A 14,791-nucleotide genomic window follows, 5' to 3' on the forward strand; every position below is an offset into this window, starting at 1 on the left:
AATTTCATAATTTTGAATTCTATATTTAGAATAAAACAAAAAAATCGCCCCGGGAGTATGCGGACCGGGGCGATTAAAATAGAGTATAAACCATTCACATATAAATACTTTTATGAACGCTTTACGCAGGTAATTTTGGATAACTACCCGCAATCTGTGCCTGAATGTAAGTTACCATATTCTTACTTTTTTGTCAAGCGAATTTGGAAAAAAATTATAAATTTTTTAATTTTTTATCGATTTTTTCAAAAGTTTCTTCCAAATCCTCAAATAAAAGGTCCGTATAGGAGTCAAATTGTGTGGGCTGATTGTTTACTATTGCTATCTTACCTCCGTTTCTTAAAGTATAGGCCGGAAGAGCTGCCGCAGGATAAACCAAAAGACTGGTACCTAAAACCAGCATAAAATCAGACTTAGAGGCTTCCATTTCTGCTTTTATCAGAGCTTTTTGAGGCAGAGCTTCTCCAAAAAAGGTTATTGCCGGTTTTATGGGGCTTCCGCATTTGGGACATCTCGGTACTTCTCCCGTTTTAGCTGTCTTTGCGGCTTCTTCAAAGGTTTCGGTGTAAGAACAATTTATACAATAGTGAACCGATGGAGAACCGTGTACCTCAATGACATTTTTACTGCCTGCTTTTTGGTGGAGTAAATCGATGTTTTGGGTTATTACGGCCTTTAGAATTCCCCTTTTTTCAAGCTCTGCAAGGACGTTATGCACTACGGCAGGCCTTTTATCATCTAATCCATAGATAAATTCTTTTGCCATGCTGTAATAAACTGAAGGATCCCTATAAAAAACATCTATATCGAACATTTTTTCGGTATTCGGCTGTTTATAAAGGCCGTCCTTTCCTCTAAAGTCCTTGATTCCGGCTAAGGTGCTTATTCCTGCCCCTGTAAAGGCTGTCAGATGTTTTGCATTCATTATTGACTCAAAAAGCTTATCATAATCTTCTTCTTTAGACATAAATTCTCCCATAATGCGACGTTTGCCGAAAGGCAAACTCGAAGATAAACAGTGAGGCACCATTTGTGCCGAACTGTTTATCATATCTCCCTTAAATAGTATTATAAGTTATTTTTATCTTAAAATAAAGGGCTTGTTGCCTCTTGAATTTAATTCTTTTTCAATGTATGCTGACAAATATGCAGATTGCCGCAATCATGTTTTCTTCCTTTGCCCTTGCAATTATTTGGGCTTTTATTGTTAGGAAAAAAGAAAATTTATCGGTTAAACCTTTATTATATATTTTTTTGTTTTCATTTTTTGCTGTTCTTATTTCCATTTTAATGCAGACCCTTATATATTTTTTGTCTCAAGATTTTTTAAAAAAAGCTGGATATGGTATTCTTTTTGATTCTTTTATTCACTCTGCCCTGCCGGAAGAAGCCGTTAAGACCCTCCTTTTTTCTATTTTTGTAAAATTGCTTTGGGCGGATAAGATGAAGAGTATGGATGAAATTACTCCGGCCGAAACCAGGACAAATATAAGGATTTTAATGCTTTTATCCGTTTTTTACGGTTTAATTTTTGCATCTTTTGAGAATCTTGCTTATGCGGTGCGTTATCCGGAAGCAATTTGGATTAGAAGTTTGACTTCAAATATTTTACATGCAGGTTTGGGTGTATATTATCTTGAAATAAGTATGGTACAGAAGAGAAGGAAACTTATAAAGCCTTTTATCTTTACATGGGGTATGCACGGTCTTTATAATATGTTTTTTTCTATAGGTTCTTATTTTGTAATTTTTGGAATCGTTATTGTGTTTTTTGTTATTTCAAATGCCGTAAACCGGTATGACCGTTTTAAGAGTAATTAGCTTTACTGCCTATTAAAAAGTCTTTTGCGGTGGTTTAAGCAGGTCTTTAGGATATTCTATTGCCCATAAAAAAAGACCGTGGGGCGGAGCGGTGGGGCCTGCCTTTTCTCTCACCCTTGATTCTAAAATGTCCTTAAAATCTTTTTTGGAAGCGCCTATTTCTTCTAAATGTAAAAGAGTTCCCACTATTGAACGTGCCATCTTCCATAAAAAGGCGTTTGCTCGGATTTCAAAAATAAGATAATCGTTTTCGATAAAAAAGACCGCCTTTTTGATATAGCGGGACTTGCTTAGGCTTTGGTCTCCTGCTGCCGAAAAAGCCGTGCAGTCCAATTCTCCCGAAAGGCAGGAAGCCATTTCGTTTAAGCTGCATATATCAGGGTACCGCCTTATGTGCCAAGTATAGGGCTGCTCGTGGGCAAAGATTGTTTTGCCGCATTTGATTTTATAGCGGTATGTCCTTGAAAGAGCATTAAAGCGTGCATGTAATAGGGGGGACACTTCAGCTGCTTCCATAACCCTTATGTCTCTGGGCAAAATTGAGTTAAGGGCGGGCAAAAAATTTGAAGCCGCCATGCTTTTTATATCGCTAAAAAAGTTTACGGCTTGACGGGCTGCGTGTACTCCTGAATCAGTGCGGCCGGAGCCGTTTGTTTCGATAGGGTGTTTATGAATTTTGGCTAGGGCTTTTTCCAATTCTCCTTGAACCGTACGGAAAGTTTCAGTTCCTTCTCTGGTCTGTTTTTGCCATCCGCAAAAATTCGTACCGTCATATGAGAGGGTAAGGAGAATGTTTTTTTGATTTTGAGGGGCTTCCATTAATCATCCACATCCTTTAGCTCTACCTTGAGTGTATCATAGAGATTTCTTGCAGCTTCCAAAATCGGGCCTGGCTTGTTTTTACTTGACTTACCTAAACCGAACATTTTTGCAAGGGCAAATTTTTGATAATCCAAACGCTTTAGACGCATTTCCATGTCCAGTTTTTGGCCGTATTTATATTCAAGAAGGGCAGAAAGATAGATTATGCCGTCATAGCCGTAGTTTTTATCCACATCAGGGCCGAATGATTTTAAGCCTGCTATTATTTCTGTCCCGCTTGATTCCAATTCAAGGGCACGGCGGTAAAGGAACGTCGCTTTTTGGTAAAACAGATCCGAAACATATTTGTAATTTTCTTCAGGATATTTTTTGCCGAGCTCGCTAAAAAGCCAAGCCGCTCTTATTGCACATATAGCCTGCTTGATTGTAGGGGAGAATTTTTCTTCAAACAATTCATAGCATAAAATGGCAAGGTAATAGGAAGCAGCTCCTTCTTTTAAGCCTCTGGGTTTTGTAAAATCCACATTGTGAAAAAGACCTTTTATTGCATCATATCTTACTTCCGTATTTTCAAAAAGTTTTTCGATAACGGGACGGGAAGGAATTGAAAAATCTTGAGGAAAGGCCGCATAAAGACACTTGTGACATACCGTTAAATTGTACACGGCCGGAAATATTTCACCGTATTTTGCCGAAGGTTCATAAAGCCGGCGTAATTCGTCGGTCAGATCTCCTGCTATAAGTCTCCCTCCGCCGGAGTGTAGTTCTTCTCTTTTAAATTTTGTACTGCACACGGGGCACTGTACCTGCTCTTTTGAATAAAAAGTTATGCTGCTTATCCGTGAGTCTTTTTCAGTATTTTTTTTTATCATCGCTTTATTCCCCATTATTGATTATCGGTACTTTTTTGTATTTTTAAGACTTATATTCCGAACCTTTTTATGGAAATTCTCATTTTTTTAATGATACTATTTTCAGTCCGGAAAAAAAAGCATAAAACTAATTTTCTATTCTATAAAAATCAAACAATCTCCATCTTTATTTGCTATTTATGTTTGGCACCCTTTTTGCTTGTAAAAATATATTATTTAAAGTTAAAAGGAGATAAAAAGTGATTATAAGTTTAGAAAAAGGAGAAGAATTTGTCAATACCTATAATAGCGGTAACACAAATTCGTCAATAAAAGAAAAAATTGTAATGGAAATTTTTGAAATTGTTTATGTAAATTTGGAAAAATTCGGGGTATATTTTAAAGATGAGGATTTGCGTAGTGATTTTTTATTTCAATTTTATTATAGAATTCCTAAAATTTTAAAAAATTATAAGCCTTCATTATCAAGTTTTTATACCTATCTAACCAATCATCTGCATTTTTATTATTTAACCTTTAAGTGTAAAAATATAAGGCGTGAGATAAATGATACCGTTATAGCCGGTCAAGAGGGCACAAGATGGGAGCACCTTATGGGAGAATATGATTTAGATGAAAATTTTAATTTTTATGTTGCCGAACCTGAATCTAAGTACTGTAAAATACAAAAGCCGAATTCTCTTTTGCCCGAATGTAAAATTTCCAAACAAGAACTGGAAAATAGAAGAACTCTTTATTTTAATATGCCCTTAGAGCATAGAAAAATTTTTTTACTGGCTTGTAAGGCTTGCTTTTTTCTTGATGATGATTTAATAGACAAAATCGCTGCGGAAATTAAGATTGCTCCTGAGCTTTTATGTTCTATCATTCAAGATTTAAAAACGGCTTGTTTTAAACGCTTTGAAAAAATAAATAACTGCATTTGTAATAGAAACAGGTATTATGTAAAGATTCAGCTTTTTAGATATCTTTTATTCCATACTCATAATACAAAATGCCAGCTTGATAAGCTTTGTTTTTCGTTAAAGCATAACCGCTATTTATGGCAAAAGTCAAAAAAATTAAATAAGGTTCAATTAAAATCGCCCAGCAGCAGGGATATACAAAAATACATAAATGTATACAAGGGAACAATCGATAAAAATATTGCAAAGGTTTTAAAAATTTGGTATACTTCCGGCCATGAAGATATATCTGGCATCAGGAAATATAAACAAAAAGCGGGAAGTTCAAGAGCTGCTTCCGTCTCATAGGATTGTTTTACCTAAAGATGAAGGTATGGAATTTGATCCTGAAGAAACAGGAAGTACTTTTTTTGAAAACTCAATGATAAAAGCGAAAGCTCTTTATGATATTGTAAAAGCTCCGGTTCTTGCAGATGATTCCGGCCTTTGTGTCGACTTTTTAAACGGAGCCCCGGGTGTTCATTCCGCCCGATACGGTTCCATTGAAGGAGAGCATGTTTCAGCTGAGGCCGGTATTATCAAGGTTCTTAATGAGCTAAAGGGAGTAAAAAAGCGCTCGGCTTTTTTTGCATGTTGCATTGTTTTTCTTTTAAACGAAAACCGCTTTTATTCGGTTCAGGAAATATGTGAAGGAACTATAAGCGAAGCTCCGTCAGGGGCGGGCGGTTTCGGCTACGATCCGATATTCTTTGTGGAAAAGTTAGGCAAAACTTTTGCCGAACTTACTTCTGAAGAAAAAAATTCCATTTCTCACAGAGGCAAGGCTCTTGTTTCAATTTCAAAGCTCATAGAACCTCTCAAAACTTCAATTTTTTAGAGATTCTTATTATACTTAAATTAAGAAAGTCTTCAATAACTAATTTTTTTTTACGAGGGGATAATTGATATATTTTATATTTTTGTATATACTCAAACCGTTAAAATGTTAAACTGGATGAGGTTAATATGAAAAAGAAAAAGCATTTCTCAATACGGAAAAAATTATTGATTGTTTTCGGATTATTGATTATGTTGGGCGGAGTTATACAGGGCTCCGTATCGTGGTATACCTTTAGAAAGGCAATGATTAGAGATGTCGAAGAACGCTTAACGGATAAGGCTGACGATATTGCTACCCTTGTGGAAAGCATAATAGATGTCGATTTTGAGTATTTAAGAGGCGTTGCCCGTATTCCCGATTTAAATGATGATAGTTTGTCATATCCTCAAAAATCCGCACGGCTGCAGCAGGAGCTCTCCTCTGATAACGATGGAGCTTTTTTAAATATATGCGACTTAAACGGCAATACATATTATATGGACGGAAGAGTGGTTTCGGTTGCAGACAGACATTGGTATAAGACGGCTCTTGAAGGAAACTATTTTATTTCGGAACCCTATCTTTCTCCGGATACGGGTAAGATTCACGTCGTTTTTTCTTTGCCGATTTACAACACAGACGGTGAAATTTCGGGTGTTATGTGCGCAGGGCTTCAAGGGCTTATTTTGTCGGAAGATATTAAAGAGCTTGTTATCGGTAAAACCGGTTACTGCTACATGATGAGTAAAGACGGAACCATTATTGCACATAGGGACAATAAGCTTGTTTCCGGTTTTGTCAATTATCAAAAACTTGCTGAAACTGATGCCGAATTGAAATCTGCTGCTGAATTTCAAAAAAAGGCCTTGCAGGACCAAGAGCCGGGAGTAGGTTATTACACGCTTGACGGAGAAAAAAATATCGGCGCTTATGCAAAAATGGAAAGGAGCGGATGGACGATCGTTATACGGGCTCCTGTAAACGAATTCTTAATTTCGCTTAATACGCTGACCCGCGCAATTATAATGTCCGTTATCCTAATACTTCTTGTAACAATAGTTATATCGTTTATTATTTCTACAAAGATGGTAGGTCCCGTGCAGACCGCCGTGAATGTTCTTAGGGATATTGCCCAAGGCGAAGGCGACTTAACCGTTCAGCTTCCGCTTATCGGAAACGATGAGGTTACGCAGCTTTCGGAATATTTTAACGAAACAATCGAAAAAATACGTCTTTCCATTAAATCTGTAGATGTAAACGCCGGAACAATGCAGAGCATCGGTGATGAGCTTGCAGGCAACATGACGGAAACTGCAAGTGCAGTAAACCAAATCAGTGCAAATGTTGAAGGTATTAAACAGCAAGCTATTGCGCAGGCGGCAAGTGTCGGCCAGACATCGGCAACCGTAGAAGAAATTATCAGTACTATAAAAAAACTTGATGAGAGAATAGAACTTCAGGCATCCAGCGTTGCCCGCTCTTCTGCCTCGGTGGAAGAGATGGTTGCAAACATCGGCTCAATTACTCAAACCCTTGAAAAAAGCGACGATGCCATCAAAAATCTTGCAACTGCAACCGCCGACGGAAAAGATACGGTGTTAAACTCGAATACGATTACGCAAAAAATAGCCGAAGAATCGGGCAGCCTTTTAGAAGCTTCAAGTGTTATTCAGCACATTGCAAGCCAGACAAACCTCCTTGCGATGAATGCCGCAATCGAGGCTGCCCACGCAGGCGAAGCCGGAAAAGGGTTTGCAGTCGTCGCCGATGAAATAAGAAAACTCGCTGAGGACTCCGCTGCTCAGGGTAAGACCATTACCGCCGTCTTAAAGACCTTCAGCAACGAAATTGAAGTCTTGTCGGCTTCTTCCAAAACCGTTGAAGAAAAGTTTAATACCATCTTCTCGCTTTCCGAAGAAGTAAAGACGATGAGTAATAGTTTAACCGAAGCGATGAGGGAACAAGAAAACGGCAGTAAAGAAGTGCTTGCCGCTATCCGCGACATCAATGCCGTAACGGTAGAAGTAAAAGAAGGTTCCGCCGAAATGTTAAGAGGCGGCGAGCAAACTGCCGAAGAAATGCAAAAGCTGGACGGTCTTACACGGGTTATTACCGACGGAATGAACGAAATGGCTGCCGGCGTTATCGAGATAAATAATGCAGTACAGGAAGTAAACGAAATTACTCAAAAAAATAAGATAAGCATTGAAAACCTGGCGGATGAGGTTAAGAAGTTTAAGATTTAAATTAATGACTAATCGGTAATGGGCAATTTGTAATTAAATTACCCATTACAAATTTTCTAATTATCAAAATATGAGGAGCCGAGTTTTTTCTTTAAGCGGCTAAAAAGCAAAAAGAGAAATATGGCCGTTATAGGGAAGATGATGAGAATGGGCGGCAGCGGGTCGGTAAAGAGGTTTTTACAAAGCCAATAAATGTGGAAAAATAGGGCAAGGATAAAAAACTTTAGGCTTATTATGCCTATCATTATGTTGACCTTAGAAACCGAAAAAGAGCCTGCAACGGTCGAAAGGAGATTCTTATCTATAGGGTCGTTATGGCGATTTTTAAGATGCCCAAAAACATATTCGGTGTATCTTCCGGTTTTTTTATTGCAAAAGATTTTATCAAGAGCCGATTCGGCTTCGGCTTTGTCTTTCCAAAACAGAGGGTTATCGCTCATCGCTGCTAAATTGCTTTCATAAAGCTCGTACCAAGCCTTTGAGCCCTTGCCCATGATAATCCAGAGCACCGAAAAGATTATACCTAAAAGACAGATGACGATTGGAACCGCACCCGGCATAAAAAGTGCCGAAAACGGCTTATCTTTTTTTATTGAATCCTTAATTTCGAGGTTACTGTTTGGGTTTATGATTAGTGTATACTTCGTTGAGCCGTCTACCTCTTTTTTGACCGCATTAAGTGTTGCGGTAATTTGATTTGGGTTTAAGTTGGGAATAAAAATGTCTTTTATATAAAGGGCATAGGCACTTGCAATGCCCAGTAAAAAAACTGCAAGAAAAACAGACCTCTGCCAAAGATGTTTAAGCTCAAAATCCCTGGCCCGCCAAAGGTAATCGTACATATCCTTTGCGGTGGGTCTATCCTTTTCATTCTTTGTTGTATCAGCCATAAAAGAGCTCCTTATTTTGCAGTGATGTTTTTACAATAAGTTTCGAATATTTTGGCGACGGTTTTTTTGTAATACCGATTGATAGTAATAGTTTTTTCGGCAGGTTTAAGATTTTGGGCTTGTGAACTTTCATTGGTTTCCTGATATTTTTCTTTTTTGTTTTTTTGTCTATATCTTTTTTAGGTGTATCTACCATATGTTTATCCCTGTCATCTTCTAATTTTTTAAGAGCTTTGTCATAGGCTTCGGTTAATAAATGGTTTTTATTCTTTTCTTTATAATATAAAAAATTTAGAATACAGAATAAAATATTTAAAACCGACATAACAACTGTGATAATTGAACAGATTATAAATACCTCAACCTCCCAGTCATTTTTGCGGAATATATACAAAGTTACAAAAGCGATTATAAGAACTATATTTGATACAGTAAAAATTATACAGCAGCATAAATTGGGACAAATATTATTATCTTCTTTTTTTCTATTTTCACACATCCTTTTTTCTCCTTTTATTCGTGTGTCGGGGTTGTTGTTCTCATAATGGGGCTGTCCAAAAACTTCAGTTTTTGGACAGTCTCCTTGATTTTATATGCGATGTTTAAAATTAAGTCATTACTGTACAAAGACTTAATTTTAAACTCGTCGGGGATGGCGAAAAAGTAACAAACTTTTGAGACATCCCCACTGCAAATTACCGATTGATTTTAATCTTTCTTCCAGATGAAAAGAGCATAACCGCCCTCATATTTGCATAAATACTTTGCCGCTTTTGAAGGATCCCTTAAATCGTTTGCAACTATATCCTGATATCCTCCACTGTAGCCATACCTACGCCACCCTGTTGGGTCTTCGAAGACGGCACTTTCTAAATTTGTATCCACAAAGGCCTCCCTGCCTATTTCCTTAAGGGTTGCAGGCAGAGTTATACTTGTTAAGCCGGTACAGTCGCGAAAAGCCCCTACGCCTATTGACTTAAGGCTTGCAGGCAGGTTTATAGTTTGTAAACCCGTACAACCGCAAAAAGCTCTTCTTCCTATATACGTAAGGCTTGCAGGCAGACTGATACTTGTTATGCCGGTACAATTATAAAAAGCTCCGTCATAGCCCGTATCATACTGATCAGTTCTTATTCCGGTAATACCTTCCGGGATTATTATCTTGCCTTTAGGTTTTGATCCGTTGTAGCCCTTATCATTTACCGTTTCAATTGCTTTTCCTTTAATATTAAATCGGGTATAGTTGGTTACGGCGTATACGGTCATGTGTTTGTCTATTGGGTAGGTATCGACAAGTTTTATTCCGTTTTCATCGCCGAGCCTCCACTCATAGATGCCATAATCTCCGTTATTATCTTCGTTATTCCATTCGGTTGTTAAGCTTACTTTGCCTGTTGCCTCAGCTTTTATATCGTTCCACGTTTTACCCTGATCGATTGTTAGTATATTTTCGGATATGACTGTTCTTTCATCTCCTTTTACGGTAATTCTGTACTTGGTAGCCCATAGGGCCTTGTAGGTTTCAGCCGGTAAAGCCGGAAATGTAGAGGGGAGTTCCGGTTCCCAGCCATCAAAAATAAGGGGGTCTTTTTTCAAGTTTGTAAGTTCCGGTATTTTTGCTCCGAATTTTCCTGTTAGGAGCTTTGTAGAGTCTTCTCCGTCCGTAAGCGGTGTGGTCGTAGTTCCGCCGTCTAAATTAAGTTTAAGAGTGATTGTTTTTCTGTCATACTTAATTTGCACTACAGTGGAGCCGTCAGCCTTTATTGCCGCTTGACTAAAACCTTGAGCAGTAAAACCTGCGTATGGTTTAGCTGCTGCAGAGGTAGTTTCGTCGGCCTTGCCGCTTAATGTTTCCGTTTCGTACAAGGTGTAATTATCGTCTGCAATATTTTGCTGCAAATGTTCTACCTTGTAATTATACTTAGGGTCTACTTTAGGCTTACAGCCTGTCAATCCTATCAGCAGTCCTGCTGCCAATACCAATGCAGTAAGGTTTACTGCCCGTCTTAAATTAATTTGTTTCATTATAAAAATCTCCTTATTTTGTTTGGATTGACGGGTCCCAATCCAGTAGGACGTTTCGATTACAATACGTCTGCTGTAGATTATGTACTACGGCAGGCGTAGACTGTGTTCTACGGCTGACGAAGCTTATAATCTGCGGCCGGCGCAGATTATGTACTACGGCTGACGTAGATTAGTATCTTTGCCTGACGTAGAACCGTTTGTTTAAGCGGTGCACGTAAGCGGTTTATCGAATCTGCCCGTTTTAAGGGTTTTGCTTTTTTGCGATGAACCGATCATCTTTGTGCGCACTTCGATGTACCAGTTGCCTGCTGCTAAATCGGCGGGGATTATGGCCATAAGGCGGGCAGGCTTGTTTTCGGCGGTTACGGCTGCACGGACGGGGGCTCCCGTTTCGGGCACAAAGAAGATGCCTTGAGAGGCGTCTTTTGCGTCGAATTTAAGACGGCTTCCTACTAACTGAACTACTCCGCCTTTAGTGAGTACTTCGTTTACCTTGCCGAAAACGATGTCGGCGACTTCGGTGATGTAGGGGCCGGTGCTCGCTCCTTCGGTTTTTTCGCATTTGACTTTTGTAACAGCCTCGCGCAAAAGGGAGCCGGCGGTTAGGTTTAAGTTTACCGTGTGCCGCTTTTTGTCGAAAGAGTCGTTCGCCCCGTTGAACACGCCTGAAATGCTCAAAGAGGTATTCATAAGCGGGGTGTTGACCGCCGATCCGTCTGCAATGAGCGAGGCGCATACTTCGCCGTAGATTTGCAGTACAGCCGCAACGTCGGCCCTCGTGAGCGTGGAACCTTTTTGCATCATAAGGTCGATAATCTCGTCAAGGGTGTACGAGCGCACATCCTGTGCCTGCGCCATGTAATCGTCCGGCGCAGGGGTGAGTAAGTTTTCTCGTAGTGAATACTTTAACATCTCTTTGCCTCCTAAAAATTGTTTTTAAGGGGAGGTGTCCCCTTAGACCCCTCGGTTTTCTTAGGGAGAGAGAGGACACCTCGTTCAGAGCAAGGTTTCCTCTCTCTCCCTAAAACCCTCTCTCTCCTTCCTGCGCTTCCAAAGGGGACACCCCTTTGGAAACCCCGTTTATAGGCGGGGTTCTTAGGGGTGGAACCCCTAAGCGGTTCTTTTGAAGAAAGGTGGGGCCATAGGAGAGAGTAACAACCAACGAAGTTTCGAGGTTAAGGAACTTTTATCCGAAAAAGTGCCGTTCCTCCCCTATTCATTTTGGATTGATGAGTCTCAATCCGTAGGACGTTCCTATTATTTCTTTGCGAAGCTGAGCGAAGCTCAACGCTTTGCGTTCCTTGCGGTTTATTAAACGGTGTAATGTAAAAAACGCACGAAGACGGTAATCCTGTCTTGTGCGTGTTATCGGTTGAGAAAATCGTATTTTTGGGTGTATTTTTATTTGGGCAGACTGCGCACTTATGCCGCTTGCTGCTTGCCGCTTGCCGCAAAAATTATGAAAGCGTTGTCAAGCGTGTCAAGTGCTTTGCACGGTGCTTTGCACGGTATTTTTGCAAAACTTGTCAAAATTTTATGTTTTGACATTGCATTTTTTTTGTGAGAATGTGTATAACTGCCGGCTGAGCGTTTATCTGTCATTACTGTGAAGTATAGCATGTTTATACGCAGATTTCAACCTTTAGGGGAAAGATTTTTTTTATTTAACCGCAAGGGGCGCAGAGGAATTTTTTTTATGAAATTAAGAAAGAAACTTATGTGTAATTCTACATTATCAATTACACATTAATTAATCGCTTCCACTTCTTCTTTTGTAAGGCCGGTCGCTTGTGCTATATCTTCAATCGACAATCTTAACCCGATTAAGTTTTTTGCCGTTTCAAGTTTTGTTTGGTACGAACCGTCGGCAAAGCCTTGTTTAATACCTTGTTGTATACCAATCCTTAAACTTTCTTCCCTCTGTACTGCGATGTCTGTATCATAATCGTATTCTGCTACTAACATATTTATTACCTCTCTTTTGCAAATATGCGGGCATCTACTGCGTCACACGGCAAAAAAGTGTCCTCGACGTATACCCGATACGCCTGCGGTACTTTTTTGCCTAACTTCTTGCATCTGCTCCGCCTATTTGCAAAAGTGCTGTCAGTAATATAGCGGAGAGATTCGGGTTCAAACGCTTTCCACCTCTTCTTTTGTAAGGCCTGTCATCTGCATAATAAAATCAAGTTCACAATTCGCATGTTTCATCAACTTTGCCGTTTCAAGAGCTTTTTTGTATGAACCGTCGGCAAAGCCTTGTTGTACTCCTTGCCGGATACCTATCCTTAAACTTTCTTCCCTCTGTACTGCGATGTCTGTATCATAATCGTATTCTGCTACTAACATATTGATTACCTCCCGTGATTTTCGCTGTAAGTATTCTTTTAAGATTCCTTTTTCTATACATATTTTTACCGCATTGGTAAAACCGTTTTCTGAGTCCAGTTGGGTTTGTTTTCTTACCTCTTTCACAAATAGACTGTATTCTTCAAGCGGCTTGCAGGCTGCTAAGACTTTATTTGCTTTGTCCGTGTTGATGTTTAAAACCTGCACCGTCAGTTCCAGCGGGGCGTGTTCAAGTTTTGTTATAAATGCATCAGACAGTTTTAGAACCGTAGTTTCAGGGTAATCTTCCGTGCCGTTGTAAAAGACATAAAACTCAGGTGCAGGTATTTTTGACAGCTTTCTTAAATATCTGTCTGTCGGTGCTTGCAACTTTTCATAGAGACGCGCGATGTATTCTAAAAAGCGTAACGGCATGTTTTCGTTTATTGTCGATTGGTGTTCCGCGAGGACGATGATTTTACCGTCTACAAGGCAGGAAACGTCGTTGATTATGTTCATGTACATAACGTTTTCAAGCCTTATGTTTTCTACAGGGCATGAAAGCGGAAGGTTCGTACTGTGTAAGGCGTTGTATAGCGACAAGAAATTTTCTTTTGCTTTTTCATCTTCACTGAAAAGGTCTACAAACACCGAATCTTTATATTTTCTGTTTGACGTAGTCATGACTATGCCCTCCTTGTCATATTATACCATATCTTCAGCAATTTTAAAAGGGCAGTTCTTTTAATTTAACCGCAAGGGACGCAGAGAGCGAAAAGGAATTTTTTTTATGAAATTAAGAAAGAAACTTATGTGTAATTCTTCATTATCAATTACACATTAACCATTGATTACTGCACTTTCTAAAGCTGTTCGATTTCTTCTTTTGTAAGGCCTGTCATCTGCATAATAAAATCAAGTTCACAATTCGCATGTTTCATCAACTTTGCCGTTTCAAGTTTTGTTTGGTACGAACCGTCGGCAAAGCCTTGCTGTATGCCTTTTTCAATCCCCTGCTCAATCCCTTGTTCAATTCCTTGTTCAATTCCTTCGGCAAAGGCTATTTCACGCTCTTCTGCACGTTGTACGGCTATATCGGTTTCATAATCATATTCGGCTAACAACATGTTCAATACCTCCTTAGTCTTGCGTTTTAGATATTCACGCAAAATATTGTTTTCTATACATTCTTCAACGGCTTTTTCAAAACCGTTTTGAGCATCTATTTCTTTCCACTTGCGCACCGTTTCCACAAATATGCTGTATTCCTGCATTGTCCGGCAGTTTTCCAATACCGGATGGCGGTTTTGCCGGTTTATGTTTATTACTTTAACAGTCAATTCAAGATTAGTTTCCGTTCCTCTTTCTATAAAGGCCTCCGATAGTTTCAGATTTTTATCAGAAGGATAGGCTTCCTCGCCATTGTAAAAAACATAAAATTCGGGAGTAGGAATGTTTAAGAGTTTGCGGCTGTATTTTTCTTTTGATTCAAATAGAGTTTCATAAAGGCGGCTGATGTACTCAAGGCAGCGTAAAGGCATATTCGGGTTGATTGTCGACTGATGTTCAGCAAGGACTATTATTTTATTATCTACAAGATAAGAAACATCATTATAGAATGTCATGTACAAGACTTGATCGAGGCGGATATTTTTTAAGTTCTCTATTGCCGTAAGTTTAGTATCATGCAAGGCATTATACAGCGACAAGAAATTTTCTTTTGCTTTTTCGTCTTCACTGAACAAATCGACAAACACCGAGTCTTTATATTTTCTATTTGACGTACTCATAGCGGTTTCCTCACTTATTGTATTATAGCACACTTACAGCAATTTTAAAAGGGCAGTTCTTTTTATTTAACCGCAAGGGGCGCAAAGGAATTTGAAGGGAGTTTTGCTAAGATATTCTTTAATTCACTCTTTGCGAAGTTGAGCGAAGCTCAGCGCTTTGCGGGCTTGGCGGTTTATGTTTAACCACAAGGGACGCAGAGGAACTTGAAAAGGGGCTTTTCTAAGATATT

At 39.1% G+C, this 14,791-nt stretch carries 13 protein-coding genes and 1 pseudogene; 4 read left to right on the forward strand and 10 right to left on the reverse strand.

Annotation, left to right across the window (positions count from 1 at the left end; genetic code table 11):
* Positions 1-214: 214 nt before the first annotated feature.
* A complete protein-coding gene (locus JO40_RS07110; protein WP_044979746.1) occupies positions 215-967 on the reverse strand; it encodes an SIR2 family NAD-dependent protein deacylase in 753 nt (250 codons plus the stop codon).
* Between the two features lie 167 nt (positions 968-1,134).
* Between JO40_RS07110 and JO40_RS07115 the strand changes: the two genes are divergently transcribed.
* On the forward strand, positions 1,135-1,821 hold the full coding sequence (locus tag JO40_RS07115) for a PrsW family glutamic-type intramembrane protease (RefSeq protein WP_044978734.1): 687 nt from the start codon (positions 1,135-1,137) through the stop codon (positions 1,819-1,821).
* Between the two features lie 12 nt (positions 1,822-1,833).
* On the opposite strand, the gene truA is transcribed toward JO40_RS07115, so the two are convergent.
* Entirely contained in the window at positions 1,834-2,640 is an 807-nt protein-coding gene (gene truA, locus JO40_RS07120; protein WP_044978735.1) for a tRNA pseudouridine(38-40) synthase TruA, read from the reverse strand.
* A complete protein-coding gene (locus JO40_RS07125; protein WP_044978736.1) occupies positions 2,640-3,515 on the reverse strand; it encodes a DUF2225 domain-containing protein in 876 nt (291 codons plus the stop codon). The genes truA and JO40_RS07125 overlap by 1 nt, the downstream gene beginning before the upstream one ends.
* 239 nt (positions 3,516-3,754) lie before the next feature.
* Between JO40_RS07125 and JO40_RS07130 the strand changes: the two genes are divergently transcribed.
* The 3 genes from JO40_RS07130 (at position 3,755) to JO40_RS07140 (ending at position 7,525) form a co-directional block, all read left to right on the forward strand.
* Positions 3,755-4,768, forward strand: a complete 1,014-nt coding sequence (locus tag JO40_RS07130; RefSeq protein ID WP_044978737.1) for a hypothetical protein — start codon at positions 3,755-3,757, stop codon at positions 4,766-4,768.
* Positions 4,698-5,297, forward strand: a complete 600-nt coding sequence (gene rdgB, locus JO40_RS07135; RefSeq protein WP_044978738.1) for an RdgB/HAM1 family non-canonical purine NTP pyrophosphatase — start codon at positions 4,698-4,700, stop codon at positions 5,295-5,297. Before JO40_RS07130 ends, rdgB begins: the two co-directional genes overlap by 71 nt.
* A 128-nt stretch (positions 5,298-5,425) precedes the next feature.
* Entirely contained in the window at positions 5,426-7,525 is a 2,100-nt protein-coding gene (locus tag JO40_RS07140; protein WP_044978739.1) for a methyl-accepting chemotaxis protein, read from the forward strand.
* Between the two features lie 56 nt (positions 7,526-7,581).
* On the opposite strand, the gene JO40_RS07145 is transcribed toward JO40_RS07140, so the two are convergent.
* The 7 genes and pseudogenes from JO40_RS07145 to JO40_RS07185 all read right to left on the reverse strand — a co-directional run bounded on the left by JO40_RS07145 (position 7,582) and on the right by JO40_RS07185 (position 14,561).
* On the reverse strand, positions 7,582-8,415 hold the full coding sequence (locus JO40_RS07145; RefSeq protein WP_044978740.1) for a RipA family octameric membrane protein: 834 nt from the start codon (positions 8,413-8,415) through the stop codon (positions 7,582-7,584).
* Complete coding sequence (locus JO40_RS07150) at positions 8,408-8,914, reverse strand: hypothetical protein (RefSeq protein WP_044978741.1); 507 nt, start codon at positions 8,912-8,914, stop codon at positions 8,408-8,410. Before JO40_RS07150 ends, JO40_RS07145 begins: the two co-directional genes overlap by 8 nt.
* 209 nt (positions 8,915-9,123) lie before the next feature.
* A complete protein-coding gene (locus JO40_RS12875; protein ID WP_049992351.1) occupies positions 9,124-10,440 on the reverse strand; it encodes a leucine-rich repeat domain-containing protein in 1,317 nt (438 codons plus the stop codon).
* 204 nt (positions 10,441-10,644) lie between these two features.
* Complete coding sequence (locus tag JO40_RS07160; protein ID WP_044978742.1) at positions 10,645-11,355, reverse strand: DNA-binding domain-containing protein; 711 nt, start codon at positions 11,353-11,355, stop codon at positions 10,645-10,647.
* An 834-nt stretch (positions 11,356-12,189) separates the two neighbouring features.
* Positions 12,190-12,423 (reverse strand): annotated as a pseudogene (locus tag JO40_RS07175) (hypothetical protein); the annotation flags it as partial.
* 153 nt (positions 12,424-12,576) lie between these two features.
* Complete coding sequence (locus JO40_RS07180; RefSeq protein WP_044978746.1) at positions 12,577-13,455, reverse strand: Rpn family recombination-promoting nuclease/putative transposase; 879 nt, start codon at positions 13,453-13,455, stop codon at positions 12,577-12,579.
* A 179-nt stretch (positions 13,456-13,634) separates the two neighbouring features.
* Positions 13,635-14,561: an Rpn family recombination-promoting nuclease/putative transposase gene (locus JO40_RS07185; RefSeq protein ID WP_044978747.1), complete on the reverse strand. Its 927-nt coding sequence runs from the start codon at positions 14,559-14,561 to the stop codon at positions 13,635-13,637.
* Positions 14,562-14,791: the final 230 nt, after the last annotated feature.

The organism is Treponema putidum, assembly GCF_000755145.1.
GTDB lineage: Bacteria > Spirochaetota > Spirochaetia > Treponematales > Treponemataceae > Treponema_B > Treponema_B putidum.

Bases quoted from the DNA above. Each gene is read 5' to 3' on its own strand.
- JO40_RS07110 (WP_044979746.1), bottom strand. From the start codon at position 967: ATGTCTAAAGAAGAAGATTATGATAAGCTTTTTGAGTCAATAATGAAT.
- JO40_RS07160 (WP_044978742.1), bottom strand. From the start codon at position 11,355: ATGTTAAAGTATTCACTACGAGAAAACTTACTCACCCCTGCGCCGGAC.
- JO40_RS07185 (WP_044978747.1), bottom strand. From the start codon at position 14,561: ATGAGTACGTCAAATAGAAAATATAAAGACTCGGTGTTTGTCGATTTG.
- JO40_RS07180 (WP_044978746.1), bottom strand. From the start codon at position 13,455: ATGACTACGTCAAACAGAAAATATAAAGATTCGGTGTTTGTAGACCTT.
- JO40_RS12875 (WP_049992351.1), bottom strand. From the start codon at position 10,440: ATGAAACAAATTAATTTAAGACGGGCAGTAAACCTTACTGCATTGGTA.
- JO40_RS07145 (WP_044978740.1), bottom strand. From the start codon at position 8,415: ATGGCTGATACAACAAAGAATGAAAAGGATAGACCCACCGCAAAGGAT.
- JO40_RS07115 (WP_044978734.1), top strand. From the start codon at position 1,135: ATGCTGACAAATATGCAGATTGCCGCAATCATGTTTTCTTCCTTTGCC.
- JO40_RS07150 (WP_044978741.1), bottom strand. From the start codon at position 8,914: ATGTGTGAAAATAGAAAAAAAGAAGATAATAATATTTGTCCCAATTTA.
- JO40_RS07125 (WP_044978736.1), bottom strand. From the start codon at position 3,515: ATGATAAAAAAAAATACTGAAAAAGACTCACGGATAAGCAGCATAACT.
- truA (WP_044978735.1), bottom strand. From the start codon at position 2,640: ATGGAAGCCCCTCAAAATCAAAAAAACATTCTCCTTACCCTCTCATAT.
- JO40_RS07140 (WP_044978739.1), top strand. From the start codon at position 5,426: ATGAAAAAGAAAAAGCATTTCTCAATACGGAAAAAATTATTGATTGTT.
- rdgB (WP_044978738.1), top strand. From the start codon at position 4,698: ATGAAGATATATCTGGCATCAGGAAATATAAACAAAAAGCGGGAAGTT.